Annotated in this window: 26 protein-coding genes and 2 pseudogenes; 11 read left to right on the forward strand and 17 right to left on the reverse strand. The window is 64.4% G+C overall.

Annotated elements, in window-relative coordinates; all coding sequences use genetic code 11:
- The first annotated feature begins 31 nt into the window (after window positions 1–31).
- The 3 genes and pseudogenes from BFL28_RS08525 to BFL28_RS08535 all read left to right on the forward strand — a co-directional run bounded on the left by BFL28_RS08525 (window position 32) and on the right by BFL28_RS08535 (window position 3,315).
- Window positions 32–1,629, forward strand: a pseudogene (locus BFL28_RS08525) (ABC transporter transmembrane domain-containing protein).
- On the forward strand, window positions 1,626–2,825 hold the full coding sequence (locus BFL28_RS08530; protein WP_069320165.1) for an HlyD family type I secretion periplasmic adaptor subunit: 1,200 nt from the start codon (window positions 1,626–1,628) through the stop codon (window positions 2,823–2,825). Before BFL28_RS08525 ends, BFL28_RS08530 begins: the two are co-directional and overlap by 4 nt.
- Before the next feature lie 52 nt (window positions 2,826–2,877).
- A complete protein-coding gene (locus BFL28_RS08535) occupies window positions 2,878–3,315 on the forward strand; it encodes a MarR family winged helix-turn-helix transcriptional regulator (protein ID WP_069320166.1) in 438 nt (145 codons plus the stop codon).
- 372 nt (window positions 3,316–3,687) lie between these two features.
- Here BFL28_RS08535 and BFL28_RS08540 read toward each other — a convergent pair whose 3' ends face one another.
- From BFL28_RS08540 to BFL28_RS08550, 3 genes are all read right to left on the reverse strand, one after another.
- On the reverse strand, window positions 3,688–4,047 hold the full coding sequence (locus BFL28_RS08540; RefSeq protein ID WP_069320167.1) for a hypothetical protein: 360 nt from the start codon (window positions 4,045–4,047) through the stop codon (window positions 3,688–3,690).
- Window positions 4,047–4,313 (reverse strand): TetR/AcrR family transcriptional regulator, encoded by a 267-nt coding sequence (locus BFL28_RS08545; RefSeq protein WP_206599097.1) that lies wholly within the window; start codon window positions 4,311–4,313, stop codon window positions 4,047–4,049. Before BFL28_RS08545 ends, BFL28_RS08540 begins: the two co-directional genes overlap by 1 nt.
- A 97-nt stretch (window positions 4,314–4,410) precedes the next feature.
- Window positions 4,411–5,220, reverse strand: a complete 810-nt coding sequence (locus BFL28_RS08550) for an IclR family transcriptional regulator (protein ID WP_079247029.1) — start codon at window positions 5,218–5,220, stop codon at window positions 4,411–4,413.
- A gap of 97 nt (window positions 5,221–5,317) precedes the next feature.
- On the opposite strand from BFL28_RS08550, the gene BFL28_RS08555 reads away from it, so the two are divergent.
- The 3 genes from BFL28_RS08555 to dmpG are packed head-to-tail and all read left to right on the forward strand — an operon-like array spanning window position 5,318 to window position 8,086.
- Complete coding sequence (locus BFL28_RS08555) at window positions 5,318–6,103, forward strand: 2-keto-4-pentenoate hydratase (RefSeq protein WP_069320170.1); 786 nt, start codon at window positions 5,318–5,320, stop codon at window positions 6,101–6,103.
- Between the two features lie 4 nt (window positions 6,104–6,107).
- Complete coding sequence (locus BFL28_RS08560) at window positions 6,108–7,049, forward strand: acetaldehyde dehydrogenase (acetylating) (RefSeq protein WP_069320171.1); 942 nt, start codon at window positions 6,108–6,110, stop codon at window positions 7,047–7,049.
- A complete protein-coding gene (gene dmpG / locus BFL28_RS08565; RefSeq protein ID WP_069320172.1) occupies window positions 7,046–8,086 on the forward strand; it encodes a 4-hydroxy-2-oxovalerate aldolase in 1,041 nt (346 codons plus the stop codon). Before BFL28_RS08560 ends, dmpG begins: the two co-directional genes overlap by 4 nt.
- Before the next feature lie 106 nt (window positions 8,087–8,192).
- Here dmpG and BFL28_RS08570 read toward each other — a convergent pair whose 3' ends face one another.
- From BFL28_RS08570 to BFL28_RS08585, 4 genes are read right to left on the reverse strand one after another with little or no spacing between them, the layout of a single operon-like run.
- Complete coding sequence (locus BFL28_RS08570) at window positions 8,193–8,510, reverse strand: 2Fe-2S iron-sulfur cluster-binding protein (RefSeq protein ID WP_069320173.1); 318 nt, start codon at window positions 8,508–8,510, stop codon at window positions 8,193–8,195.
- Window positions 8,511–8,544: 34 nt separating this feature from the next.
- The gene (locus BFL28_RS08575) at window positions 8,545–8,790 is read right to left on the reverse strand and encodes a hypothetical protein (protein ID WP_069320174.1); all 246 of its coding nucleotides are present in this window, start codon (window positions 8,788–8,790) and stop codon (window positions 8,545–8,547) included.
- Window positions 8,787–9,605 (reverse strand): DODA-type extradiol aromatic ring-opening family dioxygenase, encoded by an 819-nt coding sequence (locus BFL28_RS08580; protein WP_069320175.1) that lies wholly within the window; start codon window positions 9,603–9,605, stop codon window positions 8,787–8,789. Before BFL28_RS08580 ends, BFL28_RS08575 begins: the two co-directional genes overlap by 4 nt.
- Window position 9,606: 1 nt before the next feature.
- Window positions 9,607–10,503 carry an alpha/beta fold hydrolase gene (locus BFL28_RS08585; protein WP_079247030.1) on the reverse strand — a complete coding sequence of 299 codons (897 nt, stop codon included), beginning with the start codon at window positions 10,501–10,503 and terminating at the stop codon, window positions 9,607–9,609.
- A gap of 116 nt (window positions 10,504–10,619) precedes the next feature.
- On the opposite strand from BFL28_RS08585, the gene BFL28_RS08590 reads away from it, so the two are divergent.
- Window positions 10,620–11,789, forward strand: a complete 1,170-nt coding sequence (locus tag BFL28_RS08590) for a Gfo/Idh/MocA family protein (RefSeq protein ID WP_069320176.1) — start codon at window positions 10,620–10,622, stop codon at window positions 11,787–11,789.
- A gap of 11 nt (window positions 11,790–11,800) precedes the next feature.
- A complete protein-coding gene (locus BFL28_RS08595) occupies window positions 11,801–12,793 on the forward strand; it encodes a substrate-binding domain-containing protein (protein WP_069320177.1) in 993 nt (330 codons plus the stop codon).
- Between the two features lie 310 nt (window positions 12,794–13,103).
- Here BFL28_RS08595 and BFL28_RS08600 read toward each other — a convergent pair whose 3' ends face one another.
- From BFL28_RS08600 to BFL28_RS08635, 8 genes are all read right to left on the reverse strand, one after another.
- The gene (locus BFL28_RS08600) at window positions 13,104–13,499 is read right to left on the reverse strand and encodes a MarR family winged helix-turn-helix transcriptional regulator (RefSeq protein WP_241527271.1); all 396 of its coding nucleotides are present in this window, start codon (window positions 13,497–13,499) and stop codon (window positions 13,104–13,106) included.
- 176 nt (window positions 13,500–13,675) lie between these two features.
- Entirely contained in the window at window positions 13,676–14,608 is a 933-nt protein-coding gene (gene nadC, locus BFL28_RS08605; RefSeq protein ID WP_069320179.1) for a carboxylating nicotinate-nucleotide diphosphorylase, read from the reverse strand.
- On the reverse strand, window positions 14,605–15,852 hold the full coding sequence (locus BFL28_RS08610) for a Rieske 2Fe-2S domain-containing protein (RefSeq protein ID WP_079247034.1): 1,248 nt from the start codon (window positions 15,850–15,852) through the stop codon (window positions 14,605–14,607). The genes nadC and BFL28_RS08610 overlap by 4 nt, the downstream gene beginning before the upstream one ends.
- A 164-nt stretch (window positions 15,853–16,016) precedes the next feature.
- Complete coding sequence (locus BFL28_RS08615) at window positions 16,017–16,793, reverse strand: SDR family NAD(P)-dependent oxidoreductase (RefSeq protein WP_069320181.1); 777 nt, start codon at window positions 16,791–16,793, stop codon at window positions 16,017–16,019.
- A 2-nt stretch (window positions 16,794–16,795) separates the two neighbouring features.
- Window positions 16,796–17,326: a 3-phenylpropionate/cinnamic acid dioxygenase subunit beta gene (locus tag BFL28_RS08620; RefSeq protein WP_069320182.1), complete on the reverse strand. Its 531-nt coding sequence runs from the start codon at window positions 17,324–17,326 to the stop codon at window positions 16,796–16,798.
- Window positions 17,326–18,633, reverse strand: a complete 1,308-nt coding sequence (locus tag BFL28_RS08625) for an aromatic ring-hydroxylating oxygenase subunit alpha (RefSeq protein WP_069320183.1) — start codon at window positions 18,631–18,633, stop codon at window positions 17,326–17,328. Before BFL28_RS08625 ends, BFL28_RS08620 begins: the two co-directional genes overlap by 1 nt.
- Before the next feature lie 12 nt (window positions 18,634–18,645).
- The gene (locus BFL28_RS08630) at window positions 18,646–19,917 is read right to left on the reverse strand and encodes an MFS transporter (RefSeq protein WP_069320184.1); all 1,272 of its coding nucleotides are present in this window, start codon (window positions 19,915–19,917) and stop codon (window positions 18,646–18,648) included.
- A 53-nt stretch (window positions 19,918–19,970) separates the two neighbouring features.
- Complete coding sequence (locus BFL28_RS08635) at window positions 19,971–22,508, reverse strand: TonB-dependent receptor (RefSeq protein ID WP_079247031.1); 2,538 nt, start codon at window positions 22,506–22,508, stop codon at window positions 19,971–19,973.
- A gap of 330 nt (window positions 22,509–22,838) precedes the next feature.
- Here BFL28_RS08635 and BFL28_RS08640 point away from each other — a divergent pair, with 330 nt between their 5' ends.
- The 3 genes from BFL28_RS08640 (at window position 22,839) to BFL28_RS20115 (ending at window position 25,762) form a co-directional block, all read left to right on the forward strand.
- A complete protein-coding gene (locus BFL28_RS08640; RefSeq protein WP_069320186.1) occupies window positions 22,839–24,080 on the forward strand; it encodes an NAD(P)/FAD-dependent oxidoreductase in 1,242 nt (413 codons plus the stop codon).
- Window positions 24,081–24,284: 204 nt separating this feature from the next.
- Window positions 24,285–24,782, forward strand: a complete 498-nt coding sequence (locus tag BFL28_RS21425; protein WP_277621000.1) for a site-specific integrase — start codon at window positions 24,285–24,287, stop codon at window positions 24,780–24,782.
- 192 nt (window positions 24,783–24,974) lie between these two features.
- Window positions 24,975–25,762, forward strand: a protein-coding gene (locus BFL28_RS20115; RefSeq protein WP_119184573.1) for an IS5 family transposase whose coding sequence is annotated in 2 segments (ribosomal slippage) — window positions 24,975–25,308 and window positions 25,308–25,762 — 789 coding nt in all. Because the reading frame shifts where the segments join, the coding sequence is not laid out codon by codon here.
- On the opposite strand, the pseudogene BFL28_RS21430 reads toward BFL28_RS20115, so the two are convergent.
- Window positions 25,741–25,863: pseudogene (locus BFL28_RS21430) on the reverse strand (recombinase family protein); the annotation flags it as partial. The gene BFL28_RS20115 and the pseudogene BFL28_RS21430 sit on opposite strands and share 22 nt — an antisense overlap.
- Window positions 25,864–26,018: 155 nt before the next feature.
- Entirely contained in the window at window positions 26,019–26,810 is a 792-nt protein-coding gene (locus BFL28_RS08660) for an SDR family NAD(P)-dependent oxidoreductase (protein ID WP_069320190.1), read from the reverse strand.
- Window positions 26,811–26,846: the final 36 nt, after the last annotated feature.

The following is a 26,846-nucleotide window of genomic DNA, read 5'->3' on the forward strand; positions in this document are numbered from 1 at the left end:
CTGCCTCGGCCTGGCCGGCGTGATCTTCTCGATGCAGGTCTACGACCGCGTGGTGCCGGCGCAGTCGATGCCGACGCTCAACATCCTGTTCATCGGCGTCGTGCTGGCGATCGCATTCGATTTCGCGCTGCGGCGGATGCGCGTCAACATCATCGACGTGCTGGGCAAGCGAGCCGATCTGCGCATCTCGGACGCGGTGTTTGGCCATGCGCTGCGCGTGCGCAACCAGGCGCGGCCGACCTCGACCGGCACCTTCATCGCTCAGCTTCGCGACCTCGATCAGGTGCGCGATCTCCTGACCTCCACCACGGTGGCGGCGCTCGCGGATTTGCCATTCTTCCTCTTCTTCCTCGCCATCTATTGGTTCATCGGCGGGCCGCTGGTGTTCGTGCCGGTCATCGGCCTGGTCCTGCTGGTCGTGCCGGGTTTGCTGGCACAGCGGCGGCTGCGCGCGCTCGCCACTGAATCGATGCGCGAATCCTCGCTGCGCAACGCCATGCTGGTCGAAGCGGTGCAGGGAATCGAGGATATCAAGACACTTCAGGCCGAAGGCCGGTTCCAGCGGCAGTGGAACCATTACAACGCCGTTGCGGGCGAGGCGCAGCTGAAGCTGCGCGCGCTGACGAACACGCTCAACAGCTGGACCATGAGCGTGCAGAGCCTGGTCTATGCCGCGGTGATCTTCGCTGGCGCGCCGCTGGTGATCGCCGGCGATATGACGACCGGCGCGCTCGTCGCCGCCTCGATACTGGGGTCGCGCATGATGGCGCCGATGAGCCAGGTTACGCAGTTGCTCAGCCGCTATCAGCACGCGCGGATCGCCATTGGCAGCCTCGACCAGATCATGGCGCTGCCGGTGGATGCGCCCGAGGCTGAGCACCGCATCCCGCTTCCCGTCGTGGCTGGTCGCTTCACGCTGCGCTCGGCCGCGTTCGGCTATACCGATCCCGATGCCCCCCCGGCGCTGCGCGTGCCGCAACTCGAGATCCGCGCGGGCGAGAAGATCGCATTACTTGGGCGCAACGGCGCGGGCAAATGGACGCTGCTGCAGGGACTCTCGGGACTCCTTCAACCCGTTGCGGCGAAGTGCTGCTCGACGATCTGGCGCTGGCACAGATCGATCCGGCCGACCTGCGCCGCCATGTGGGACTGCTGACGCAGAACAGCCGCCTGTTCCACGGCACGCTGCGCGAGAACCTGACGCTCGGCGCGCCCGGCGCATCGGACGCCGACATCTTCGCCGCCTTGAACATGGTCAGCGCCGACGGCTTCGTTCAGCGGCTCCGCAGCGGGCTCGAGCATGTCGTACTGGAGGGCGGGCTCGGCCTCTCGGGCGGCCAGGTCCAGTCGCTGCTGCTCGCGCGCCTGGTGCTGCGCCAGCCCAGCATCGTGCTGCTCGACGAGCCGACCGCCGCGATGGACGAGGGTGCCGAGCGACAGTTCATCGAGCGGTTCGCGCAATGGAGCGGCCAGCGCACCGTGGTGATCGCAACGCATCGCATGCGCGTGCTGGATCTGGTCGATCGTATCCTGGTGATCGACAATGGCGTGCTGGTGCTGGATCAACCACGCGATACGGCGTTGCAGACCATGCGGGCCGGCGCGCGCGCTGGCGGGCGGGCGGCATGATCGCCGCCGCCCTTCGCTCGCCGGCCGACCTCGCCGACGCCTTTGCCGAAGACGGCGAGCCCCGGCTGCGTTCGGCATCGCGGCTCGTCTGGGTTGTCGCGGCGCTGTTCGCGGTCGCGCTCGGCTGGGCGTGGCTCGCCAAGCTGGATGAGGTGGCGACGGGAACGGGCCGCGTCGTGCCGACCAGCCGTGAGCAGGTGATCCAGTCGCTCGAAGGCGGGATCCTTTCGAAGCTGTCCGTGCGACAGGATGACATTGTCGAAGCCGGGCAAGTGCTGGCACAGCTCGATCCCACCCAGGCGGGCTCGACGGTCGATGAGAGCGCCGCCAAATATCGCGCCGCGCTGGCGCGCAGTGCCCGGCTTCAGGCGGAAGTGACCGGCGCGCCGGTCGCCTTTTCGCCTGAACTCGCCAACTATCCCGACATCAAGGCCGTCGAGCTCCGCTTGTTCGAGGCGCGTCGGCGCAGCCTCGCCAGCTCCGAACAGCTGATCGATGAATCGCTGGCCCTGATCAATCGCGAGCTTGGCATCGGCGAGCGGCTGGTCACGATGGGCGCGGCGAGCAATGTCGAAGTGCTGCGGCTCAAGCGCCAGCGCGCCGACCTGCAACTCAAGAAATCCGAACAGCGGTCGCAATATCTGGTGGAAGCACGACAGGAGCTGACCAGGGCCAATGAAGAGGTGGAGGCGCTCGCCCCGGTCGTGCGTGGCCGCTCGGACGCCTTGCGCCGTCTGACCCTGCGCTCGCCGGTGCGTGGCGTCGTCAAGAATATCGAGGTGTCGACGATCGGCGGGGTGGTGCCGCCGAACGGGAAGATCATGGAAATCGTTCCGCTCGACGATCGACTGCTGGTCGAGGCGCGGATCGCGCCACGCGACATCGCCTTCATCCATCCCGGCCAGCGCGCCAGCGTCAAGATTACCGCCTATGACTATGCGATCTATGGCGGGCTGGAAGGACGAGTGACGAGCATCTCGCCCGACACGATCCGGGACGAGGTGAACCCGGAAATCCATTATTATCGCGTGTTCGTGCGGACTCAGGCCGACGCGCTGACGAACACGGCGGGCAAGCGGTTCGCGATCGGTCCGGGCATGATCGCCACCGTCGATGTCCACACCGGCAGCAAGACGGTCCTGCAATATCTGGTCAAGCCGCTTAACCGCGCCCAGGAAGCATTGCGCGAGCGTTGAGGCATGCGCGGTAAGCCCTTCTTAACGCCATGCGCCCGATCATTGCCCGACCATGACTGAAAAGTTGGTAACGGCTCAGGCGGCCGATCGCCCTCCCTCATCCCGCACTGCCAACCAATCCCTCGCCGCGCTTGCCCGGCACACGCTCAAGGCGCGCGCCGCCATCGCGGGGCTCTTCCCGGACGAACTTTTCCTCGAATCCGCATGGGACATCATGCTCGAGCTGTTCGTCGCGCGCGCGGAGGGCAAGCCGCTGTGCATCAAGGATCTCGTGGCGATCAGCCGCGGCAGCCCCACCAGCACACTGCGCCGGATCGACCGGATGGAGGCATCCGGCCTGATGCAGCGGCGGCTGGACCCGCGCGATCATCGGCGCGTCACCGCGGACCTCACCGAACATGGGCACACGGTGATGGTCCTGCTGCTCGAACAGCTTTACGGTCCGGCTGGGAACGAGCGTGGCGGCCCAACCGGCTTCTCCCCTGCCTGAGGTCAGCGGAACCGGCGAACCGCCGGTTGAACCGATTGGGCAGCTGGCTCATCGCCATCCCGACGCCAGGGGGCAGGTAGCGCGAGGGCCAAAGCTGAGCCCGCCACCATAAGGCCCGGCACGCGTCTCGTCTCCTGCTGGCGACGAGCGAAGGGGTTCAGCGCGAATGAATGTCCAAGTTGAGGAACGCGTCGTCGCAGGCCCAATTGCCGAATCGTTTGGTATGCTCGGCCATGCTCACCCAGCTCGACGCGACGCCCATTTCTGACCGGAAGTGGTGCCCCATACACTACCGCAATGGGCACTCAAATCATTGGGAAATCATTATACCGACTGCCGATTTCGGTTTTGAGGGCCAGCGGATATCGAATCTCATCGAGAAGGCAGGGTCACCAGCTTGCCGTCGGCACAGATCAGGGTGAAATTGGCGAGTTCATAGGCACGCCCCGGCATTTCTGCTGCGTCTCTGCCGACAGGGTCTGTCTGTACCAGGACGCATATTCCTCCAGTACATGCCTTCCTCAGATCGAGAAAACGCTGCCTCGAAACCTGCTCGCGCACCGATTGATCGACACTCAGGATGATCCCGACCCGCCAGAAATCATGCGCGGAGATATATTCGGCTTCATACCAGTGAACATAGGTCCGCTCGAGGTGCTGGCGTGCTGTTTCCCCCGCACGAGGCCGGCGCTTGGTATGGAAATCGTTCAGCCATTTGCGACTTTCGTCCATCAGGCGAACAGGGCGTCCTTGCTGTCGAAATGCCAATAAACGCTGCCGGTAGGCAGATTGGCCTTGCGTGACACGCGGGGAATGGTCGTTCCCTGATAGCCGAATTCATGGGCCACCTCGAGCGTTGCATCCAGAATGCGCTGCCGATTTGCCGCCGTCGAACGATGCTCTTCACGACGCCGCTGAGGCTTCTCAGTTTCGCTCATGCGAGAAACAACCCCTTTTGATTCATGACGGAAATAGTTGGCCTGCGGGTGCGGCGCCAACCGTGGCGAGGCCAATTGGCCGCCGCATGTCAGCAATATGCAGGAGCCAGAATAGGTTCAGGCCCGCCCTATCTGTAGGAGGCGCCGAACCTCGATGTCAAAGGCGCGAAGCCGATTGCACAACTCCCGCGGTCGGCCAGGCCGACCCCGGCGCCAGCGACTGACACTCGATTGCCTGGACAACCTGGGTGAGCAATTCCAGCAATAACGCATCGGGCACGCGATGCCGCCAAGACATGGCCTGCGACACCGAAATTGCCGCGAGCACCCTGCCGTCCGCCCGCCGCAACGGCACCGCCATGCAGCGCAGTCCCGGCACGATCTCCTCGTCATCAACGGCAAAGCCCTGCACCCGAACCGCTTCCAGTTCGGCGCGCAACAGGCCGGGATCGACAATGGTCCGCTTAGTCAGCGGCACGAACGGTCCGCCGGCCAGATAGATATCGCGCTCCGCGTCGGGCAGATGCGCCAGCAGCACCTTTCCCATGCCCGAGCAATAGGCCTCCAACTGCATTCCGATCCGCGTGAACAGGGCATTCGCCCCCCGCCCGGTCTTGATCCGATACGTCACCATGTCGTTCTCAAACGTGCCGAACTGCACGACGCTGCGCACGCGCGCGGCCAGTTCGTGGAGCAGCGGCGCGGCCAGATTGGCGACGATCTGCTTCTCGTCCAGCCGGTGTAGCATGCCCAGCAATCGCGCGCCGGCAACGTGCCGGCCTTTGCCCGATGGCAGGAGGTAGCCTTCCGCCACGAGCGTAGTGACCTGCCGGTGCGCCGTCGCCAACGGTATGCCCGCCTGCCGGGCCAATTCCGCGACATTACCGCGCCCACCATCGGCGATTACCGCGTCGAGCATCGTCAGAGTACGTTTGAGCGACGCAATCTGTGGCGTGCCTGTGCTCATAGCAAATATCTCATATCGTGAGATTGTATCATTCCGGTCGGCTGGCGCCAAGCGCGCCGCGACTATATCCGAGGGGCAAACAACAAGGGCAAAACAGATGGCGCAACCCACCGACGATCAACTCGCGCGCCGCTTGCGCGATGCCTATGCTGGTGGCGCGGTTGCGCCGTTGCGCGACGGTCTGGACCCGGTCGATGCCGATCGCGCTTATGCGGTGCAGACAATCAACACCCGATTCTGGGAAGCCCAGGGCCGCCGGATCGTCGGACGCAAGGCGGGGCTCACCGCCAAGGCAGTCCAGACCCAGCTTGGCGTCGACCAGCCCGATTTCGGGGTGCTGTTCGATGACATGGCGGTGGTCGATGGCGGCACGCTCGATCCTGCCCGCACGATCCAACCCAAGGCCGAAGCCGAGATCGCCTTCGTGCTGGGCAAGGATCTGCTCGATCCCGATACGACCGTCGAGATGGTCGCCGATGCCGTCGCCACCGTCCACGCCGCGATCGAGATCGTGGATAGCCGCATTGCCGACTGGAAGATCACCTTCGCCGATACGGTGGCGGACAATGGCTCCTCGGCATTCTTCGTGCTGGGACAGGAGGGTAAGGCGCTGGCCGGGCTCGACCTGTTTACCTGCGGCATGGTGATGGAAATCAACGGCGCGATCGTGTCGCTCGGCGCCGGCGCGGCGGCGCTCGGCCACCCCCTCAATGCCGCCACATGGCTGGCGCAGACGCTGGCCCGCCGGGGCGAGCCGCTCAAGCGCGGCGACATCCTGCTCGCGGGCGCGCTCGGGCCGATGGTCGCGCTCAATCCCGGCGACCATGTTCGCGCCATCGTCGGCGGTGTCGGCACCGCCAGCTTCACCTTCGAAGGAGCCTGATCCCATGGCAAAGACCAAGGTAGCGATCATCGGATCGGGCAATATCGGCACCGATCTGATGATCAAGATCCTGCGCCTGTCGGACGTGCTGGAAATGGGTGCCTTTGTCGGCATCGACCCCGAATCCGATGGCCTGAGGCGGGCGGCGCGGATGGGCGTGCCGATCACTGCCGGCGGGATCGACGGGCTGATCGCGATGCCCGAATTTGTCGACATCGCCATCGTCTTCGACGCGACTTCGGCCGCCGCCCATGCCCGGCATAGCGAAGTGCTGCTGGCGCATGGCAAGCGGGTGATCGATCTCACACCAGCGGCCATCGGCCCGTACACGGTGCCGCCGATCAATGGCGACGCCAATCTCGACGCGCTGAACGTCAATATGGTGACGTGCGGCGGCCAGGCGACGATCCCGATCGTCGATGCCGTCAATCGTATCGCCAAGGTACATTATGCCGAAATCGTCGCCTCGATCGCATCGAAGAGCGCCGGTCCCGGCACCCGCGCCAATATCGACGAGTTCACCGAAACCACCAGCCGCGCCATCGTCGAAGTCGGCGGTGCCACGCGCGGCAAGGCGATCATCGTCCTCAATCCCGCCGAGCCGCCGCTGATCATGCGCGATACGGTTTATTGCCTGGCGGAGGACGGCGATCCGGCAGCGATCGCCGCGTCGGTCGAGCAGATGGTAGCCGAAGTGCAGCGCTACGTGCCCGGATACCGGCTCAAGCAGGCCGTGCAGTTCGAGCATATCGGCTCGAACCAGCCGTTGCGCATCCCCGAGATGGATGGCGAGTTCACCGGCCTGAAAGTCACCGTGTTCCTCGAGGTCGAGGGCGCGGCGCATTATCTTCCCGCTTATGCCGGCAATCTCGACATCATGACCTCGGCCGCGCTCAAGACCGCGGAAAAGATCGCTGAGCGCGCGCAGCAGAGGATGGCCGCATGACCTTCGATCCAACGGTGACCAAGCTCTACATCCAGGACGTCACGCTGCGCGACGGCATGCACGCGATCCGCCATCAATATGGTCTCGATCATGTGAAGGCGATTGCCCACGCGCTCGACCAGGCCAAAGTCGATGCCATCGAAGTCGCGCATGGCGACGGGCTCGCTGGCTCGTCGTTCAACTATGGCTTCGGCGCGCATACCGATTGGGAATGGATCGAGGCCGTCGCAGATGTTTTGGACCACGCGGTGCTGACCACCTTGCTGCTGCCCGGTATCGGCACAGTCCACGATCTCAAGCACGCTTATGCGCTGGGGGTCCGCTCGGTCCGCATTGCCACCCACTGCACCGAGGCGGACGTCTCGAAGCAGCATATCGAAGCTGCTCGCAATCTTGGCATGGACGTCTCGGGCTTCCTGATGATGAGCCACATGTCCGAGCCAGAAGCGCTGGCAGCCCAGGCGAAGCTGATGGAAGATTATGGCGCGCACTGCGTCTATGTGACCGACAGCGGCGGCGCGATGAACATGGACCAATATGCCGCGCGTCTGCAGGCCTATGATCGCGTTCTGAAGCCGGAGACCCAGCGTGGTGTGCACGCCCATCACAATCTGAGCCTGGGCGTGGCGAACTCTGTCGTCGCGGTGCAGAATGGCGCGTTGCGCGTGGACGCCAGCCTTGCCGGAATGGGTGCGGGGGCGGGTAACGCGCCCCTCGAGGTCTTTATCGCCGCGTGCGACACCTATGGCTGGGAGCATGGCTGCGATCTCTTCGCGCTGATGGACGCCGCCGAGGACATTGTCCGCCCGTTGCAGGACCGCCCGGTCCGCGTCGACCGCGAGACGCTGACGCTTGGATATGCCGGGGTCTATTCGAGTTTTCTGCGCCACGCCGAAAAGGCTTCCACGGAACATGGCATCGACACGCGGGCGATCCTCGCCGAACTCGGCCGGCGCAAGATGGTCGGCGGGCAGGAGGACATGATCGTCGATGTCGCGCTCGATCTGGCCGCGCAGGGCGTAAGAAAGAGCAGCTAACCCACCATAGCCAATTACCGGCTGATACAGGCGACGCAGCGCGGCTCCGTTCGAGATCTATCGATCAGCGGCTAGTGGGCGCCCGCCGGTGTGTCAGGTGTATCGGTCAATCTTCCGGCGCAATTTGTATTTGCAGGTCGCCCGGCAGCTCATCAACCTTGAGTTGGCACGAAAGCCTAGATTGCGCAGTACGATGCTCGGAGCTGTCGAGTAGATCATCTTCGTCCTGAGACATCGGGCTCAGGGATTCGACCGTCGCCGGGTCCACATAGACGTGGCAGGTGGCGCACGAACAGCATCCCCCGCACAGCGCGAGCAGCTCGTCGACGCCGCTTTCGCGGATCGCCTCCATCACCGAAAGGCCCGGCGACGCGGTAACCGTCCTTTCCTCTCCCGAGCGGGTGACAATAGTGATCGACTTCATCTTGATAAACTCCAGGGGGCTCGCCCGACAAAGGTTATGACTGGGATTGATCGGGCTGGCGGCCGAGCACGGGCATCGGCTCGATCCGGAAGGCGCCGGCGAACTGCATGAGAAGCAGCGGATGGGCGTCGCGACCGCGCAGCCCGGCGAGATCCTTGTCCAGCAGCATCCTGATCTCCGGCTCGGATACGCGCGTGCCGATCGTGGCCAAAGTCACCTCGTCGAGCAGCGTCGGTTCACGGACGATGCGGCGGATCAGGCGGTCGAGCTCGAGGTTCATCGTTCGAAAAGCCGCGCGATCGCCATGCCGGTCGCCCATTCCGGAATCGCCTCGTAGCTGAGCGTCGTGCCGGGACCGCTGCCGGCCGCCATCACCGTGATCCAGTTGCGGATTTCCTGCCCGCCATTGCCGGCCTCCCGATCGATCCTGTCGACTTCCAGCGCCGTCAGGGCGTCGATGTCGCCGGCCTCGACTCGTCCGAGAAACCATCTATCGAAGTCAGCGTTTATGTCGCCCATTTCGGGCGTTGCAACCCAGTGCGACAGGCCGCCGCCGGCCAGCAGGAGCACCCGCTCCTCGGTCGGCCGTGCCGTGATCGCGGCGCGAAGCATGCGGCCCAGTTCGGCGCAGCGTCGAAACGGCGGCAGCGGCGCGGTGCTGGCGTTCTGGAAGATCGGCACCAACGGAATGTCCATTTCAGGCCGCAGCAACGTCAAAGGACACATGAACCCGTGATCGAGCTTGGGCTCGACCGACCAGGACAGGTCGAAGCCCGCAGCGACGCCGAATCCGAGCAGGTGCGCGGCGAAATCGCCCGCGATCGACACGTCGCGCGACGCCACCCCGGCGTCGCCCCAGCCCGTGCTTTGCGTTCCCAGCCCGATGCAGATCTGCGGAAAGCTCTCATAAAAGAAGCTGTTGAGATGCTCGCTGCTGACCATCACGATCAGGTCCGGCTCGAGCGCGGCGATTTCGGCGCGAAGCCGGGCGAAAGCGGCGTGCACGCGATCCTGGGCGGCATCGGCCCCCGGCGCATATTTGCGGATGGTCATGGCGGTGTGCGAGACGCCATACCCCGCCACGATTTGCGCCATCTCAGCCGGCTCCGGCCACGCGCCGCGCCGACTCCGCAGCCTTGAGGAAAGCGAAGACGACGCGGTTGAATTCTTCGGGTTTCTCGAACTGGGGCCAATGCCCGGCGTCTTCCATCAGATACCATTGCGCCCCGGGGATGACCCGGCTCGCTTCCTGCCCGACTTCCCACGGCATGGTCGGGTTCTGTCGGGTCCACAGGACGAGCGCGGGGCAGGCAATCCGCGCGAGGCGCTCGCGCGTCAAGGTCCAGGCATTGCCACCGGCGCCCGTCAACTGGCCGACCATCCCGCCGGAGAGCGCCATGAAATCCGCGTCGGAATAAATGCGGTAGCGCGTTTCGACCAGCTCGTCGGTCACCACGCTCTTGTCGTGCATCAGCCATTCGAGTCTCGTGCGGACGCTTTCGCGGGTCGGTGCCTCGGTCGCCTTCGCCGTGGCCGAGCCGACCTTCGCGCCGATCTTGCGAGTCAGCTCTGCGGCGTCGTCGCCCACCTCGAGGCCCGCGCCCGTCACGCAGACATAGCCGAGCACGCGCGCCGGGTGGTTGACCGCGATCCATCCGGCCACCCATCCGCCCAGCGATTGGCCGACCAGATAGGCCGAGCCGATGCCTTGCGCGCTCATATAGGCCATGACATGCTCGCCGAGCGCAACCGTCGAATATTCGATGTCCGCCTTCTCGGTCAGGCCGTGGCCGAGCATGTCGATCGCATGGACTTCGAAATCGGATGGGAACGCCGTGACGTTGCGAATCCAAGTTTCGGCGTGCCCGGTGATGCCATGCAACAGGATCACCGGCGTGCCGCGGCCCGCGACGATGCTGCGCGTGCGATAGCCGCCGGCATCGCTGAACCGCACTTCCGCACCCATTGCGTCGATCCAAAAGCTTGCCCGCATCCCTCATCCCAACATTGACTTTAACTTCGATATCGAAGTAATTACCGCCCGATGGCATATTTGTCTAGAACCTGTTTCGCCTGGGTGGCGCGAATGTCCAGCGCAGAGCCGCAGCGATGAGCGGGCGCGCGATCCGGCTGGGCATTTCGGGGCTGGGGCGGGGATTCGTGCTGAGCCTGCCGGCGATGCGCGCCCATCCCCATATCGAGCTGGTCGCAGCCTTCGACCCGCGGCCCGAGGCGCGTAGCGCGTTCGCGCGCGACTTTGGCGGGCGGGCTTATGCCGATTTTGCCGCGCTGTGCGCCGATCGCGAGATCGATGCGATTTACATTGCCTCTCCGCACCAATTCCACTGCGAGCAATCGATCCGGGCCGTGCAGGCGGGCAAGCACGTGCTGGTCGAAAAGCCGATGGCGCTGGACTCGGCGGAGTGCCGCCGCATGGCAGCAGCGGCATCCGAGGCGCAGGTCGCACTGCTGGTGGGTCCGAGCCACGGATACGACTCGCAGATCGAGCTGACCCGCCGCCTGATCGACACCGGCGCATACGGCCAGGTACGCATGTTGACGATGCTTACCTATACCGATTTCCTCTATCGCCCGCGCCGGGCCGAGGAGCTCGACCCGGACCAGGGCGGCGGCGTCGTCTTCAGCCAGGCATCGCACCAGATCGACATCGTGCGCCGCCTGATCGGGTCGGAGATCGAGAGCGTGTTCGCGCGGACGCTGAGCTGGGACCCGGGGCGGGGCGGCGAGGGGGCGTATAGCGCGATGCTGAACTTCGCCTGCGGGGCATGCGCGACTTTGGTCTATAACGGCCACGGGCTGTTCGACACCGACGAGTTCGCCGGCTGGATTTCGGAGACCGGCTTTCAGAAAGCCCCGCGCGCCGGGCCCTCCGCCCGCAGCCGCCTGCCTGAAGACGGCGAAGCGCAGCTGAAGGCTGGCCGCGGCTTTGGCGGCGCTTTGGCGGATGTCGACGCGGCCGTGCAGCATCCGCCGCATCACGAGCATTTCGGATTGCTGATCGTCAGCTGCGACGGAGCGGATTTCCGCCCGACCCCGGTCGAGGTGATCGAACTGGGCCATGCCGGCGTGCGCGCGCATCCGCTGCCGTCCTCCGCCCTCCCGCGACAGTCGGTCTTCGACGCGCTGGTCAGTACGGCGCGCGACGGCGTGGCTCCGGTGCATGGCGCCGAATGGAGCGCGGGCACGATCGCGGCGTGCGAAGCGATCCGTCGTTCCGCTGCCGAGAGGCGCGTGATCAACTTGCTTCCCCACACCTGAGGGCCTGATTCATGACGAGATTGAACCTAACCCTGGCCTGCTGGGACTATGACCGGACGCGCGCGATTGCGGACGGGCGCGTTCGCGTCGACGGCATCGACCTCAACTATGTCAGCCTGCCGGTCGAGGAGACCTTTTTCCGGATGCTGCGCTTCGGCGAATTCGACGCCGCCGAACTGTCGCTGTCATCCTATTGCGTATCGCTGGCGCGGGGCGATTCGCCGTTTGTCGCGATCCCGGTCTTCCCCTCGCGCTTCTTCCGCCACAGCTGCATCTTCGTATCGGCGACGAGCGGGATCGAACGCCCCGAGGATCTGGCCGGCAAGCGCGTCGGCGTACCCGAATATCAGATGACCGCGCCGGTCTGGATTCGGGGAATCCTGCACGACGAATATGGCATCGATCCCGCCTCGCCGACCTACTTCACCGGCGGAGAGGAAGAACCCGGGCGCGAGGAGAAGCTCAAGCTCGACCTGCCCGAGAAATTCCGCCTCGTGCCGATCGGCTCCGAACGGACGCTCAGCCGGATGCTGGCGGACGGCGAAATCGATGCGCTGCACACCGCGCGCGCGCCGAGCAGCTTCCACCATAGCCCGCATCTGGTTCGCCGCTTGTTCGCGGACCCGGTGGCCGTCGAGAAGGACTATTATCGCCGGACCGGCATTTTCCCGATCATGCACGTCATCGCGATTCGGCGGGAAGTGTATGAACGAAACCGCTGGATCGCCCAGTCGCTGCTCAAGGCATTTGTCGAGGCGCAGCGCCACACCTACGAGGATCTGATGATCTCGGCGGCGCTGAAGACGATGCTGCCGTGGCAGATCGCTGCCGTGGAGGACACGGTCCGCACACTGGGCGAGGATTGGTGGCCGTACGGCCTCGAGCGGAACCGCGCCGCCCTCGACACCTTCCTGCGCTACCATCACGAGCAAGGGCTGTCGGCGCGCCAGCTGGCGGTAGAGGAACTGTTCGCGCCGGAGACGCTGGAGGCATTCCGCATCTAGGACTGCATGCAATTGGATTGGATAGCGTGCGGTTGGGCGATGGTCGTCTCCCCTCGATCAAGAGTTTCAATAAGCTTGAAATGCAGGATCTCGCATGCTGAGGTGGATGCGCTGCCGCTCGGCGGCCGCTCTTTGACAGGGTCGATCCCGGCGAGAACGCGAACCGCGATTAAGGAATTCCGCATGGAGGATCGCCGCGGGAACATGTGGATAGTATGACCTTGGTGTGACATTCGTTTCGCTACATGCGCGCGCAACAGGGCGATAGCCTCACTCTTGATCGAGGGCTCCAATTGTCCTGACCCTGGACCTAGCCTGAAGGCTGATCGCTTTCGATCGTCTTGATCTCGATATCGAGGTTGCGGATCATCCGCGCCAGCACTGACAGGCAGGTTTCGAGCTCGCGCTTGGCGATGCCCCTCGCGGCGACTTCGTTGATCTCGATCGCGTGGTGCATCAACTCGCCCTCGAGCGCGCGGCCTTCCTCCGTCAGGTTCACGGCGAATTTGCGGCGATCGACGGTGTCGCGGGTGCGGGTCACCAGCCCGGCCTCGATCATCCCGTTGATCAAGCTGACGGTGGTCGTCTCGGTGACGTTGGTAAGGTCGCTGAGCCGCTTCTGGGTCACGCCGTCCTCCGACCAGAGGGCGCGCAGATAATACCAATAGCCGGTCTTGAGCTTGTGCGAACTCAGGCGCGCGTTCAACAGCCGGTCGAACCCGCGATGACATGCGCGAACTTGTCGGCCAAGGCTCCGGTCTGGCGGCAGTTTCTCCGACTTTATCATCTTCCCCCGGGGCGCAGCAGATGGGACAACGCCGACGCATACCTTCGACGTCGAGGTACCCTTGCGGGAGATCATGGTTTGTGCGGGCAAGGCGGTCAAGGCGTCTGTCCGCCGCCGGCACCGAGCGGCACGGTCGCGCGGCAACGGCCATGTCGTGGGATCCAATCCCGACCCAGCGTGGCCACGTCCAGACCGATGTCGATCGCCGGCGCCGACTGCGTAATGCGCCCAACCGAGACGAAGTCCACGCCGGTCTCGGCTATGGCGCGAATCGTATCCAGCCTGACCCCGCCCGACGCCTCCAGCGGCACACGGCCTGCGACAAGCCCCACTGCCACCCGCAACGCCTCAAGATCGAAATTGTCGAGCAGGAGCATCGTCGCGCCGCCCTCCAGCGCAGGGGCGATCTGGTCGATCGTGTCGACCTCGACCTGGATCCGGTCATGCCCCCCACGCCGTGCCGCCGCGACCGCTTCGGTCACGCCGCCGGCGCCGGCGATATGATTGTCCTTGATCAGCACCGCTTCGTCGAGACGCATGCGGTGGTTTTGCCCCCCGCCGATCCGCACCGCATATTTCTCCAGCAGGCGCAGGCCCGGTAGGGTCTTGCGAGTATCGAGCAGCACGCATCCGGTGCCCGCGATCTGGTCGACATAGGCGCGGGTCAGCGTAGCCACGCCTGAGAGGTGCTGGACCAGATTGAGGGCGGAGCGCTCGCCCGCCAGGAGGCCCCCCGCCGGGCCAGAGATGCGCATCAAGGCCGTTCCGGGCGGCACCAGCGCGCCGTCTGCGACGAGGACGTCGATGGTCAGCAGCGGATCGACGGCGCGAAATATCGTCGCGGCCAGTGCCAGCCCGGCGACGACTGCGGAATCGCGGGACGCCATGGTCGCGGCAAGGGTCGCGCCGGGCGGAAGCGTGGCGGCCGAGGTGATGTCTCCGCCCGGGCCCAGATCCTCGGCAAGCAGATCGGCAACGAAGCGGCGCTCATCGAACCCCGCGATCAATGCCGGCGGCGCTTCGCTCATACGTTCTCGACCACGATCTCGCGCTTTTCCTGATAGCGGCGCGCATCGAGCGTCTTCCAGTCCACCGTCTTGGGGATGACACCTTCGAACGAGCGCAGCTTGACGTGCGGGATACGCGGCTGTGCCGTGCCGATCGCCGGCTTGCCGGCTTCGACCGCCTTCGCCGCGGCAAGCATCTGGCGGCGGAAGCGAACGATGGCGAGGTCGCTGGAGCCGAGCATGTCGTGACTGCGATCAGCGATCGGGCCCATCGATTCCCACATCGCCATGTCCTGCGCGGGAATGCCGGTGATGCCGGTAAAGTCGCCGTTCTTCATCGCCTCGCGATCCTGCATGTAATCGTTCGAAGCGTTCCGCAGCTTGCGGTAGTTGGCATCGAGGTCGACGCCGACGCGCGCGGCGCAGAACCGGCGCCAGGCTTCCTGCTCGATCCCCTTGGTCTCGTGCCAGGCGATCCAGTAGAACATGCAGTTCACGTCATCGATCGGCACCAGCATCTGGGCGAGATTATACTGGTCGTTGGGCGGGATGAGGACCGTGAACGGCGCCACGAACAGCGTCGAGCGCACATATTGATGGGTTTCCTCGTTCACCAGCGGGCGGCGTATCGCCGCGTAGCGGAAGCCGTAGCTGGTCACTTCGGATTCGATGCGCGGCGCCTTGTCGACGGTAGGCCGGAACCAGGCTTCGTCGGTCGCGGTCGAGCCATCGACATCGGCCGCCGAGGGCATGTTGGTCGAATGCAGGCTGGAGCTGTGCGCGGAATCGATCGAGCCTTCGAGCACCTGGGCCCAATTGCAATCGACGTGCATCTTGACGATGCTGATCCGGGTGTCCGGCGTCGGCGCCCAGGCGGGCATGTCGAAATCGGACGGCGCCTCGGGATCGCCCATCCACACCCACACGAAACCGCCGGCTTCGCGCACCGGATAGGAGCGATGCTTCGCCTGCCTGCACACCCGCTCGGCGCTGGGCTCGCAGGCCATGTCGAGGACGTTGCCTTCAACATCGAACTTCCAGCCGTGATAGAGGCAGCGCAGGCCGCCTTCCTCGTTCCTGCCGAAATAGAGCGACGCGCGGCGATGGGGGCACTGCTCCTCAAGCGCGCCGACGCGACCGTCGGTACCGCGGAACACGACCAGATTCTCGCCCAGCAGGCGGGCGCGGACCGGCGCGCCATCGGGTTCGGCGACCTCTTCGATCATGCAGGCCGGCATCCAGTGCGCCCTCATGATCTTCCCCATGGGCGCGGCACCTTCCACGCGGCAGAGCACGTCGTTGAGTTGGGGAGTCACCTTTTACTGCTCCTGTTGAGTGCCAGCGATCGGCCCATACCGTCACCGAAAACGCTTCGATATCGAAGTATATAACGGGCGTGATTCTGCTTGTCCATAGCGTGGCTCCCCGATCATCCTTTTTGCGGAACAGGCCCGCCTTGATGGCCAAAGCAGCCGACATCGAGCACGGTGCCGCTGATCTGCCGCGCGGATGGCGAGAGCAGGAAGGCGACGGCTTCGGCGACTTCCTCGGGCTCGACGATATCGCCAGAGACGGTGGTCCGCGCCGCTTGGTCGAACCCGGGCGCAGCCGCGGCGCCGGTGGTCATGCCGGTCCGGGTCGGCCCGGGCACGACCATGTTGACACGGATGTGCTGGTGCAGATGATCGCGCGCTAGCGCCATGGTGAGGGCGTGCAGGCCGCCCTTGCTGGCGCTGTAGGCGAGCAGATCGGCGCGGCCCCATTGCGAGCCGGAGCCGATATTGACGATGGCGCCGCCGCCCGCCGCCGCCATATGCGGCACGACCGCGCGGCTCATCAGAAACGGCCCGGTCAGGTTCACGGCCAGTACGCGCTGCCACATTGCGGTGCTGGTCTGCAGGATGTCGCCGCGGGGATGGACCGCGGCATTGTTGACCAGCGCGGCGATGCCACCGTGGCGATGCAGGGCAGACTCGACGATCATCGCGACGTCTTCTTCCTTGCTGACATCGGCATCGAGCAGGTCGGCGGACAGGCCGCGCGCTTCGAGCGCCCGATGCGTCCCCTCGACCCCGTCATGCGCGACGCTGCCCGTCTGCCCGTCGAGCCCGAAAGCGAGCACGGCATGGCCGCGCTCGGCCAGGGCGAGGGTGATCGCCCGGCCGATGCCGAAGGTGCCGCCGGTAACGATTGCGCAGCCGGGCATCGTCAGAACAACGTCGTCAGGTTCTTGGCGAGCAGCACATTCTGGTCGAGCCATATCGTGCGCTTCGCGATGCGCAGGCCGTCCGCAGTGCGGCGCAGGACATCGCGGCGCTTGCCGACATAGATGTCGGTCTCGCTCTGCATGCGGTTCTTGTAGATCAGGAAGCGCGATCCGGCTTCGACCGTGTCGCCCTCCGCCGCATGAATGCGGACATTGGTGACGAGATGCGAGATGCGCGACAGCGGCTCTTCCGCCCAGTGGACCCCGCTAAGGATTTGCTCGACGCGCGCGACGAGGATCTGCTTGTCGTCGTCGAACCAAGCCACATCCTGCTGCGGACGCGTGAACTGCGCCGCGCGATTATTGTGCGCGACATTGCGAGTCATCGGCATGAAATAGCGAACGTCGTCAGCCAGGAGCTCCAGCCATTCGCGAAGCCGCCATTCGTCGAACATGTCGGCCTCGAGGAAATAGAATTGCTCGACTTCGTGGACGAGGGCCGGAAGGGAATGCTGAAAAGCCACGTTCTCCATCAGCCCTGCCCCCCGGACAGCATGGACTGCCAATGCCGATAGAAGCCGCGCTGGTTATGCTCGGTGAACCCGGCCGCCACGGTGGTGTGGGGCAGATTCCAGCCGGCGAGCAGCGAATCGTCGGTCTCGCGTCCGAGCTGGTAGTTGAAATCCAGCTTGCGCGCGACGTTGCCGTGACACGCCTCATGCGCGTAGTTCCAATTCTCCAGATCGTCCTGCTCGGTCATGCCGGACGGACCCTGATAGCGAATGGCATAATGCCGCATCACATCCTTCACCGCTTCCGGAGCGTCCTTGGGGACAAGATACCAGCGCCACGCCTCGGTGCGATCGGCGCCGCGCGGGTTCCAAACTGCGATGCTGTAGCGGCCGTTCGAATAGGACATGTTGGGGAACACGGTCCCGCCGGCGCCGTGCAGGCGCGCCAGCGGTCCCAGTCGCTGCTGCCGCTTCTCATAGGCATCGGCGAAATAGCGGTCCACTTCCGCGTATTTGCCATATTCGGAAGTGTAGGGATAATCGTCTTCGAACAGCCGCCCGCGCGCACTATGGCCGCCCTTTGCAATCGAGGCGTTGATCAGCTTCATCGGCCGCTTGACCGCATCGCTCTGGTGCCGGCCCAGCTCACCGGACGGGCTGATCGCGATCTGATCGACCGACGCGTGGCTGATGCCGTGATAGAAATCGCCGGCGAAGTTTTCCGCGCCCCATTTCCAGTTGGCAGGGATCGGCCACTTCATCACGCCGCCGATCACTTCCCATTCGCCGATGCCGCCATCGGGCATCCGCAGGAAGTCCTCCAGGAAGAATGCCATGTCGCCCAGGCTTTCGAGGAACGGCTGCGCCTGCGGGTCCCAGTTGACCCAGATCATGCCATGGAAGTCGAAGAGATGGGGCGGCTCGATCAAGCCCCATTGGCTCTTGTCGAGCACGCCCTGATAGCCGTTGGTGAATTCAGGCACGCCAAGCAAGGTGCCATCGCTGGCATAGGTCCAGCCATGATAGGGGCACAGGAAACGCCGCGTATTGCCTTCATCGAAACGGCAGACCCGCATGCCGCGATGCCGGCAGCTGTTGAGGAAGACGTGGACCTTCCCCTTGGTGTCGCGGCTGAGGATCACCGAATCCTCGCCGGTCGTCGAGAGGAAGAAGTCGCCCGGGTTTGGAATCTGGCTGACATGGCCAACGAAAAGCCAGCTCTTGGCGAACACGGTCTCGCGTTCGCGGGCATAGACTTCGGCCGACGAGAATATCTCGCGGCTGATCAAGCCGTCGTCGGTAACGAGCGTGTCTAGGTCGAGGGGCATCTGATGTTCCGCTCAGGAGGGGGTTGCTGAAATGTCGCCGTCGCCGACGGCAGCCGGATAGGGGCCGAGGCGCATGATCACCACCGCAGCCGCGACCGTTCCGGCGATGCAGGCAACCAGGCCCGGCTGATAGCTTCCAAAGGCGTCGAAGGCGTGCCCGAGCGCCGAGACGCCTACCGCGCTCGCGACGGTAAAGACGGTGATCATCAGGCCGGTATAGCGGCCGATGCTGGCCAGGCTCAGATACCGGGTGGTCAAGTAGATCACGATATCCGCCTCCGCGCCCGCGGTCAGCCCGACCAGAATGAAACCGACCCAGAGGATCCCGTTCGATCCCGCGAGGAGGATGATCGTGATCCCGACGCCCGCCAGCAGGAAGAAGCCGGCAGACACCCACGGAGCGAAGAACCGGTCCATCAGATAGCCGCCGGCGACGCGGCCGACGATGCTGGCGCTAGCCATCGTCGACACTATCGCCGCGGCCGCCAGCCGGTCCAGCCCGCGGTCGGTCAACAGGGCAATGCCGTGAACCAGCACGCTGCCGACGCTGGCCGAGATTAGGAACACGCCGCTGACGATGATCCAAAAGGGGTAGGTCCGCCAACCCGGCTGGGTCTTGGCCGACGAGGCCGCATCGCGCGGCTGCGGCGCGGCGGCTGCCCGGCCCCTGAGCCCGACGAGGATTGCAGGAATTGCGACAAGCGGAACGATCACCGCAAGCCCGAGCAGGCCCGTCCGCCAGTCATAGGTGTCGATAAGATAGCCAGCGTAGCGGGGCAGAAGCGCACCGCCCAGCCCGACGCCCGCCGAGCCTATTCCCAGCGCCAGGCCACGACGGCGATCGAAGGTGCGAGTGATCGCCACCGAATACGGAACGGCCGTCGTCCCGCCGGCGAGGAAGCCCATTACCGGGAAGAGGATCAGAAAGGTGATCTCGCCGCCCGCCTGCGAGATCGCGGCGAGCGATAAGGAAAACAGGATGACCGACGCCAGGGCGGGGCGCGCGGGACCCCAGCGATCGACCAGAACGCCGAAGAAGGGGATGCCGATGCCCAGCCCGATCAGAAACAGCGAGATGCCGGTCGAGGCGCCGCCCCGTGTCCAGTGATATTCGCGAACGATATCCTTGAGGAAGCCGCCAAGGGCATAGTGGCCGATCGAGCCGGCGCTGACCGCCATGCCGAAGGTCATCGCCGCCACCAGCCACCATGATTGCCGAACCTCGCCGATGGCCGGGCCGGAGCTGCCATGCTCCGTCCCCTCGAGCCTGTACGCGACTGTCATCTGATTGGCCCTTGCTTCGTTGCATGCTGGGCGCCCGCAGGGCGCTGCGCCACTCAATACCCTCCATCGCCGAACGGCACGCGGAGCGAAACACCCCAGGTGCGCGGCGCGCCGACGGCGCGGGCGCTGGTCCCGAACGGAGTCAGCAGTGGCTGCGCGAACGGATAATATACTTCGTCGGTCAGGTTGTTGACGAATAACGCGAGATCGAACTTGGCGGATGCCACGTTGCGCCAGTCGAGCCGGAAGTTCACCGTGCTGAAACCGGGCAGACGGCTCAGCCGGTTGAGGCAGTTGAAATAGGTGCCAGCCGGGCCGCAGTTCGACGTGGCATTGTCCGATGGGGTCATGCCGCTCTGGCCGGACCAGGTGAGAAATGCGGAAACCTCGCCGGCGCTTTCTGGAAGCGGCAGGTCGTAACGGACGCTCGCGCTGTACTGATTGTAGGGCACGAAGCCCAGCGGCGCGTCACTCAGGTCGATGATGTTCTGAACGCCGGAGATCACCTGGATGTCGGTGTATTTGGTATATTTGGGCCGGATAAACGCGTAGCTGCCCGAGAATTGCAGCCGACGCGTCGGGCTGATGCTCAGCTCGAATTCGCCGCCGTACATCCGAAGCGAGCTGGCATTGTTGACGCCGCTGGAAACGCCGCCGTTGCTAGCGGTGCGGAATGTCTGGCGCTGGATGTTACTGAACCATTCGTAGAAGGCGGCGGCGTTGAAGCGCACCCGGGCGCCACCGACGCGGAAATTGCTCTTGAGCCCGGTTTCAAGCGACTTTACGAATTCGGGTTCGAACGAGACGCCCTCGAGGCTGCCGGTGATTGGCGGCGAGTTGTTGAAGCCGCCAGCGCGATATCCGACATTGTAGCTGAGATAGGTCAGGACATCTGGGCTGATCTTATAGCTCAGGCTCGCATCGTAGGTGGGCTCCGTATAGGAAATCTCCGTCGGCACGGCGCAGGCGTCGCGATCGAACGACGTGGTCGTGACGCTATTTGCCACACACCGATAGGCCGTCGGGTTCATTCCGGTGGTGTTCTGCCCGCGGTACACGACCGCGCGTTTGTCGTGGGTCACGCGAATGCCACCGGCGATGTTCAGACCCTGCAAGAGGTCGGACAAATCGTACTCGGCGTGCAGGAACGCCGCATAGCTCTGATTCCGCGCGAAGGTCTCCGAACGGTTACGCACGGGATAGCGGGTCCTGACATAGTCCCGCACCGCCTGGGGCTGGGTGGAGAGGAATTCGGGCGAGGCGAGGTAGCTGAACTGGACGCTGTCGAATCCGTCCGTCCCCTGTTCCTTGAAATAATAGGCGCCCAGCACATAGTCGAACTTGCCGGCATCGCCCTGTATCTGGAACTCCTCGCTCCACGACGAGCTGTTGAGACGGCCGAACTCGTGATGAAACAGGTCTACCGCCGAGCCCGTCAGATAGGGGTCGGGATATCGGTTCGCGACGTCGCGATAGCCGATCACATTCTTGAGCGTGATCTTGCCGAGGGGAGTGTCGCCCAATTCGATCTGGGTGTTGTTCTGGATCGTGCGGGCGCGATCGTACACATCCGCAAAGGTGCCAGGCTGGTTGCGATACTCATAAGGTCCCAGTGCCTGCGCCCGCGCCAGTTCGGACTGGAGCGCCGTGATGATCGCCGCGCGCGCCGGCCCGAGGCCGGAGGTGACGCCGTCGGGCGCGACGACGTAGAGCTTCATCGCCGCGTCGGCGCCGCCGCCCTTGTAATAGCTGCCGATGAAGGTCGATTCGAAATTGTCGCTGGGCCGGAGGCGGATCGAAAGGCGTGCGGAGGTGGCGTCGAGCTCGTTCGCATAGCGATCGTTGACCACGTCGTGCATGTATCCGTTGCGCCGGCTCATCTTGCCCGCAGCGCGGATGGCGATGGCGTCGCCGATCGGGATGTTGATCATCCCCTCGACATCGCGCATCTCGTAATTTCCGGCACCCAATTCGACATATCCCTCAAAGCGGTCGCTGGGGCGATTGGGCTCGACCAGCACCGCACCGCCGGTGGAGTTGCGGCCGAACAGCGTACCCTGGGGCCCGCGCAGGACCTGGACCGACTGAAGGTCGTAGAGGCTCTGGTTGGTTCCCGTCCCGCGCGACAGGTTGAAGTCGGCGAAATAGATGCCGACGGCCGGATCCAGAAGCAGCGTCTGCGACGTCGCCCCTTTCAGCCCGCGGATCGAATAGCTGGGCGAGCTTCCGCCGCGCACCGATTGCGAGGAGCTAAACCCCGGAGCGACGCGCGCCAGATCCTCCACCTTCACGACGGCCTGATTGCGCAGCGTTTCGCCCTCGAGCGCGGTGATCGCGACCGGCACGTCCTGGAGGCTTTCGGCGCGGCGGCGCGCGGTGACGAGAATCTCGCCGTCATCGGTAACGTCGGCGACTGCGGAGTCCTGCGCCTCGGGCGCAGGGTTCGCTTCCTGAGCCAGTGCCGGTGCTGCCGTGAAGATCGCAGTGGCCGCGCATGCCAGCAACCATGCCCTGGTGCTTCTGGCCGGCGCGAGGGTACGGGCGCGGCCCTCGATACGGCGCCCCATAGGTCCCATGCGGAATTCTTCCATGTCATCCTCCCTGCTGTCCGATCCGTTGGCTCCAACAGGCAAGCGAAATCACTCTCGGAAGCACGGTTGGGCGCCCCGGTCATGACGTCGCCGGAGCCCTTTTGCCCGGCCGGACGTATTTGAAACAACTGCTATATCGAAGTATGTGGCAGTCACTGAAAAGCCTGTCAAGCGCAGGCCGAATCTGGTTTGCAGTGAAGTACGCGGGGCGCAGGGTTGCCGGATCGCGACAGCGGGCATCGGCTCCACAATCGCCCAATATACTTTTATCTCGTAGTATATTAGGCGTCGGTGCGGAATCGGGCCGGTGCGGCGCGCGGGAGAGGTTGAATGCAGAATCGCTACGATGTCGTGATCGTGGGCGCGGGGCATGGCGGCGCGCAGACCGCCATCGCGCTGCGCCAGAATGGATTCGACGGATCGGTCCTGATCTTGGGGGACGAGCCCGAATTACCGTACGAGCGCCCTCCCCTCTCCAAGGAATATCTGGCTGGCCAGAAGACCTTCGACCGGCTGCTGATTCGCCCGGCGGCATTCTGGGATGAGCGCCATGTCGAAATACGCTTGAGCACCCGCGTGATCGCAATCGACGCCGACGCGCATCGCGTGACGACCGATACCGGCCGGACGTTCGGATATGGCGCCTTGGTCTGGGCTGCCGGGGCCGCCCCGCGAAGGCTGTCCTGCCAGGGGCACGACCTGGTTGGCGTCCACACCATTCGCACGCGCGCCGACGCCGATCGCATGCGCGATGCCCTGGTCGGCGTTGAGGAGGTGGTCGTGATCGGCGGCGGCTATATTGGGCTGGAGGCGGCGGCGGTGCTAACCAAGTCCGACAAGAAGGTCGTACTGGTAGAGGCGCTTGACCGGGTGTTGGCTCGAGTCGCGGGCGAGGCGCTGTCACGCTTCCTCGAGCAGCAGCATCGCGCCCATGGCGTCGAACTTCGCCTAGGCACCACAGTCGAAGCGATAGAGGGTGATGCCCGGGCGACCGGTGTGCGCCTGACGGGTGGCGAGGTGGTCTCCGCGCAGATGGTGATAGTCGGAATCGGCGTCTTGCCGGCGGTGGAGCCGCTGGTGGCGGCGGGCGCTGAGCACGGCAATGGAGTCGCGATCGATGCACAATGCCGCACCAGCCTGCCCGACGTGTACGCAATCGGCGACTGCGCGCTCCATGCCAACCGCTTCGCTGCCGGGGCCCGAGTCCGCCTAGAATCGGTGCAGAATGCGGCCGACCAGGCGGCAGTCGCAGCCAAGGCAATTCTCGGCATGGACGTCGCCTATGACGTGGTTCCGTGGTTCTGGTCCAACCAGTACGACCTCAAAGTGCAAACCGTTGGCCTTTCGACCGGGCACGATGCGACCGTCGTCCGTGGCGACCCTGCCAGCGGCAGCTTTTCGATTCTGTATCTCAGACAAGGCAGGATAATTGCGCTCGATTGCATCAATGCGGTCAAGGACTACGTCCAGGGACACAGGCTAGTGGCCGAGGCCATGTCCCCCGATCCCGCCGCCCTCGCCAATATTGCCACGCCGCTAAAAGAACTGGCTGACGGGCATCAGGCCGTTTGACCGATCTCGATACGTCGAACGGATGATAGATTTTCTACAATGGTGTCGTTTGAGGCTGCCGCATCGTTGCGCGACTCGAGAGCGCCGCGAATTCGCTGACCTCTGCAAATCCGCAGACGTCTGCTCGGAGCCCGCCGCTGGCCACCCGCAGTTTAGCCTCTTCGAACACGCGATCGGCGGACACTGATCCGACGCCCAGCTTCTATCGGAAACAAAAAATACTCAAAAAGACAGTCGAACAAGTCGTCGGATACGTTCGGGTGTCTACCGACGAACAAGCGGAACACAGGACCAGCATCGACAGCCAGGAAGCTCACACGCGTTGATGCCGACACAAAAGGGGCTCGGCACGTCCCACTTTCCCAAGTGGCCATCGACGTGATCCGGCAAATCAAGCGAAGGGATGGGGCACGTTACCTGTTCCCCAGCCGCTTCGACCCGGCCAAGCCGCTCGGCTCGATCAAGCACTCGTGGCAAACCGCGCGGTACGAGGCGAAGCTTGGTGATCTTCGCATCCACGACCTTCGACACTCTGCCGCATCGTTTATGATCAACAGCGGTGTCGATCTATTCGCGGTCGGCCGAGTTTTGGGCCATGCCTGCTACCAGTCCACCCAACGCTACTCGCATTTAGCCAACGACACGCTGCTGGCCGCCGTCGAGGCGGGCGCGAAGAAGCAGGCAGTCGATTGGGCTGCCTAAAATGCACGCTCTCGCCCATCCGGTTCGCGCCGGGTGGGGTTTTTTCTCACTTAATTTTTTCGGAGACGCGGCCGCTGCGCTGCGCTCCACATATAGGACCAAATATGACTACTGAAGTCTCGGCCGCCCCTAGGGTCAGGACCCATTGATGTGAGCGTCGCGATCTGATTCAGGCTCCGTGAGGAGACCTAGATGAGCGACCTGTTTTGGCTGACGGACGAGCAGATGGAGCGGCTGCGACCGTTCTTCCCCAAGAGCCACGGCAAGCCGCGCGTTGACGATCGACGGGTGTTGAGCGGCATCGTGTTCGTGAACCGCAACGGGCTGCGGTGGCGCGATGCGCCCAGCGCCTACGGGCCGCACAAGACGCTCTACAACCGGTGGAAGCGCTGGGGCGCGGCGGGCGTGTTCACGCGGATGATGGAAGGGCTTGCGGCGGCGGGAGCCGAGCCGAAGACGGTGATGATCGACGCCACCTACCTGAAGGCGCACCGCACGGCTTCGAGCCTGCGGGTAAAAAGGGGGATCCCGGCCGCCTGATCGGGCGCACCAAGGGCGGCATGAACACCAAGCTCCACGCCCTCGCCGACGCGCATGGCCGCCCCTTGAGCTTCTTCATGACCGCCGGCCAGGTCAGCGACTACACCGGCGCGGCAGCGCTGCTCGACGATCTGCCAAAGGCGCAGTGGCTGCTCGGCGACCGCGGCTACGACGCCGACTGGTTCAGGGACGCTCTCCAGGCCAAGGGTATCCAGCCCTGCATCCCGGGTCGGCGATCCCGCAACGAGCCGGTCAGGTACGACAAGCGGCGCTACCGGCGCCGCAGCCGCATCGAGATCATGTTCGGTCGCCTCAAGGACTGGCGCCGCGTCGCCACCCGCTACGATCGCTGCCCGACCGTCTTCTTCTCCGCCATCGCCCTCGCTGCCACCGTCATCTTCTGGTTATGGCCAATGAGTCCTGACCCTAGGTCTTCATAAGTACGCGAGGCATCGACGCCGGCCGCGAGCAGTGCGTCGCGCTGCGGCGCCAGCGTTTGCGATCCGTCAGCCTTGGACACCCTCACATATCCGCTGAGCATCATGATCCCGCCAGAAAATATATCCACCACCCTGCAATGTGCTGGTGGTTTTCGCAACGGGTTTTCCGATGTTGAGGAAGCGTCGCTGTGGCAAAATCCATCGCGCATTGGTAGTGCTGGCCGCCCTTCCCAATCGGGATAGGCCAAACTGAAAGTCAGGCGATCGTATCCACCACACCGCCGTCAACACGTAGCGCCGCACCGGTGGTCGCGGACGCCTGTGGAGAGGCGATGTAGACGCACAGGTTGGCGACTTCCTCGACCGTGGCAGCACGCCGAATAATCGAGGACGGTCGGTGCGCCTTGACGAAATCGGCGCCGGCCTCTTCCAACGATTTGCCCGAGGTCACCTCGTCCGCCAATATTTCGGCCACGCCCTCCGACAATGTCGGACCGGGAAGGATGGCATTCACTGTTATACCCGTACCTGCCATGCGCTTGGCCAGGCCACGCGATAGGGCAAGGTCGGCGGTCTTGGTTACGCCGTAGTGGATCATGTCCGCCGGGATGTTCAGGCCGGATTCCGAGGACAGGAACAGCACGCGACCCCAGCCCTTGTCCCGCATCCCGGGCAGATAGGCTCGGGACAGGCGCACGCCCGACAGCACATTGACCCGGAAGAAGCGTTCCCACTCCGCGTCCGGCGTCTCGAAAAAGTCCTGCGGGCCGAAGATGCCGGCATTGTTGACCAGGATGTCGACCTCCGGAAGCGCGGATACGATGGCATCACATCCGGCTTCCGTGCCGACGTCTCCGGCCACACCGCGCACATCGGCATCCCCGACCTCACGCTTTAGCTCGGCCACCGCCGCCTGGGTGCGGCTCTCGTCGCGCCCGTTCAGGACGACGATCGCCCCGGCTGCCGCCAACCCCTTCGCGATCGCAAAGCCGATGCCGACGGTCGAGCCGGTCACGAGCGCCGTCTTGCCGGAAAGGTCGATGTTCATGCGCTATCTCCAGGGATGGTCGTTATCGGTCGGAGT

Source organism: Sphingomonas turrisvirgatae, assembly GCF_001721295.1.
Lineage (GTDB): Bacteria > Pseudomonadota > Alphaproteobacteria > Sphingomonadales > Sphingomonadaceae > Sphingomonas > Sphingomonas turrisvirgatae.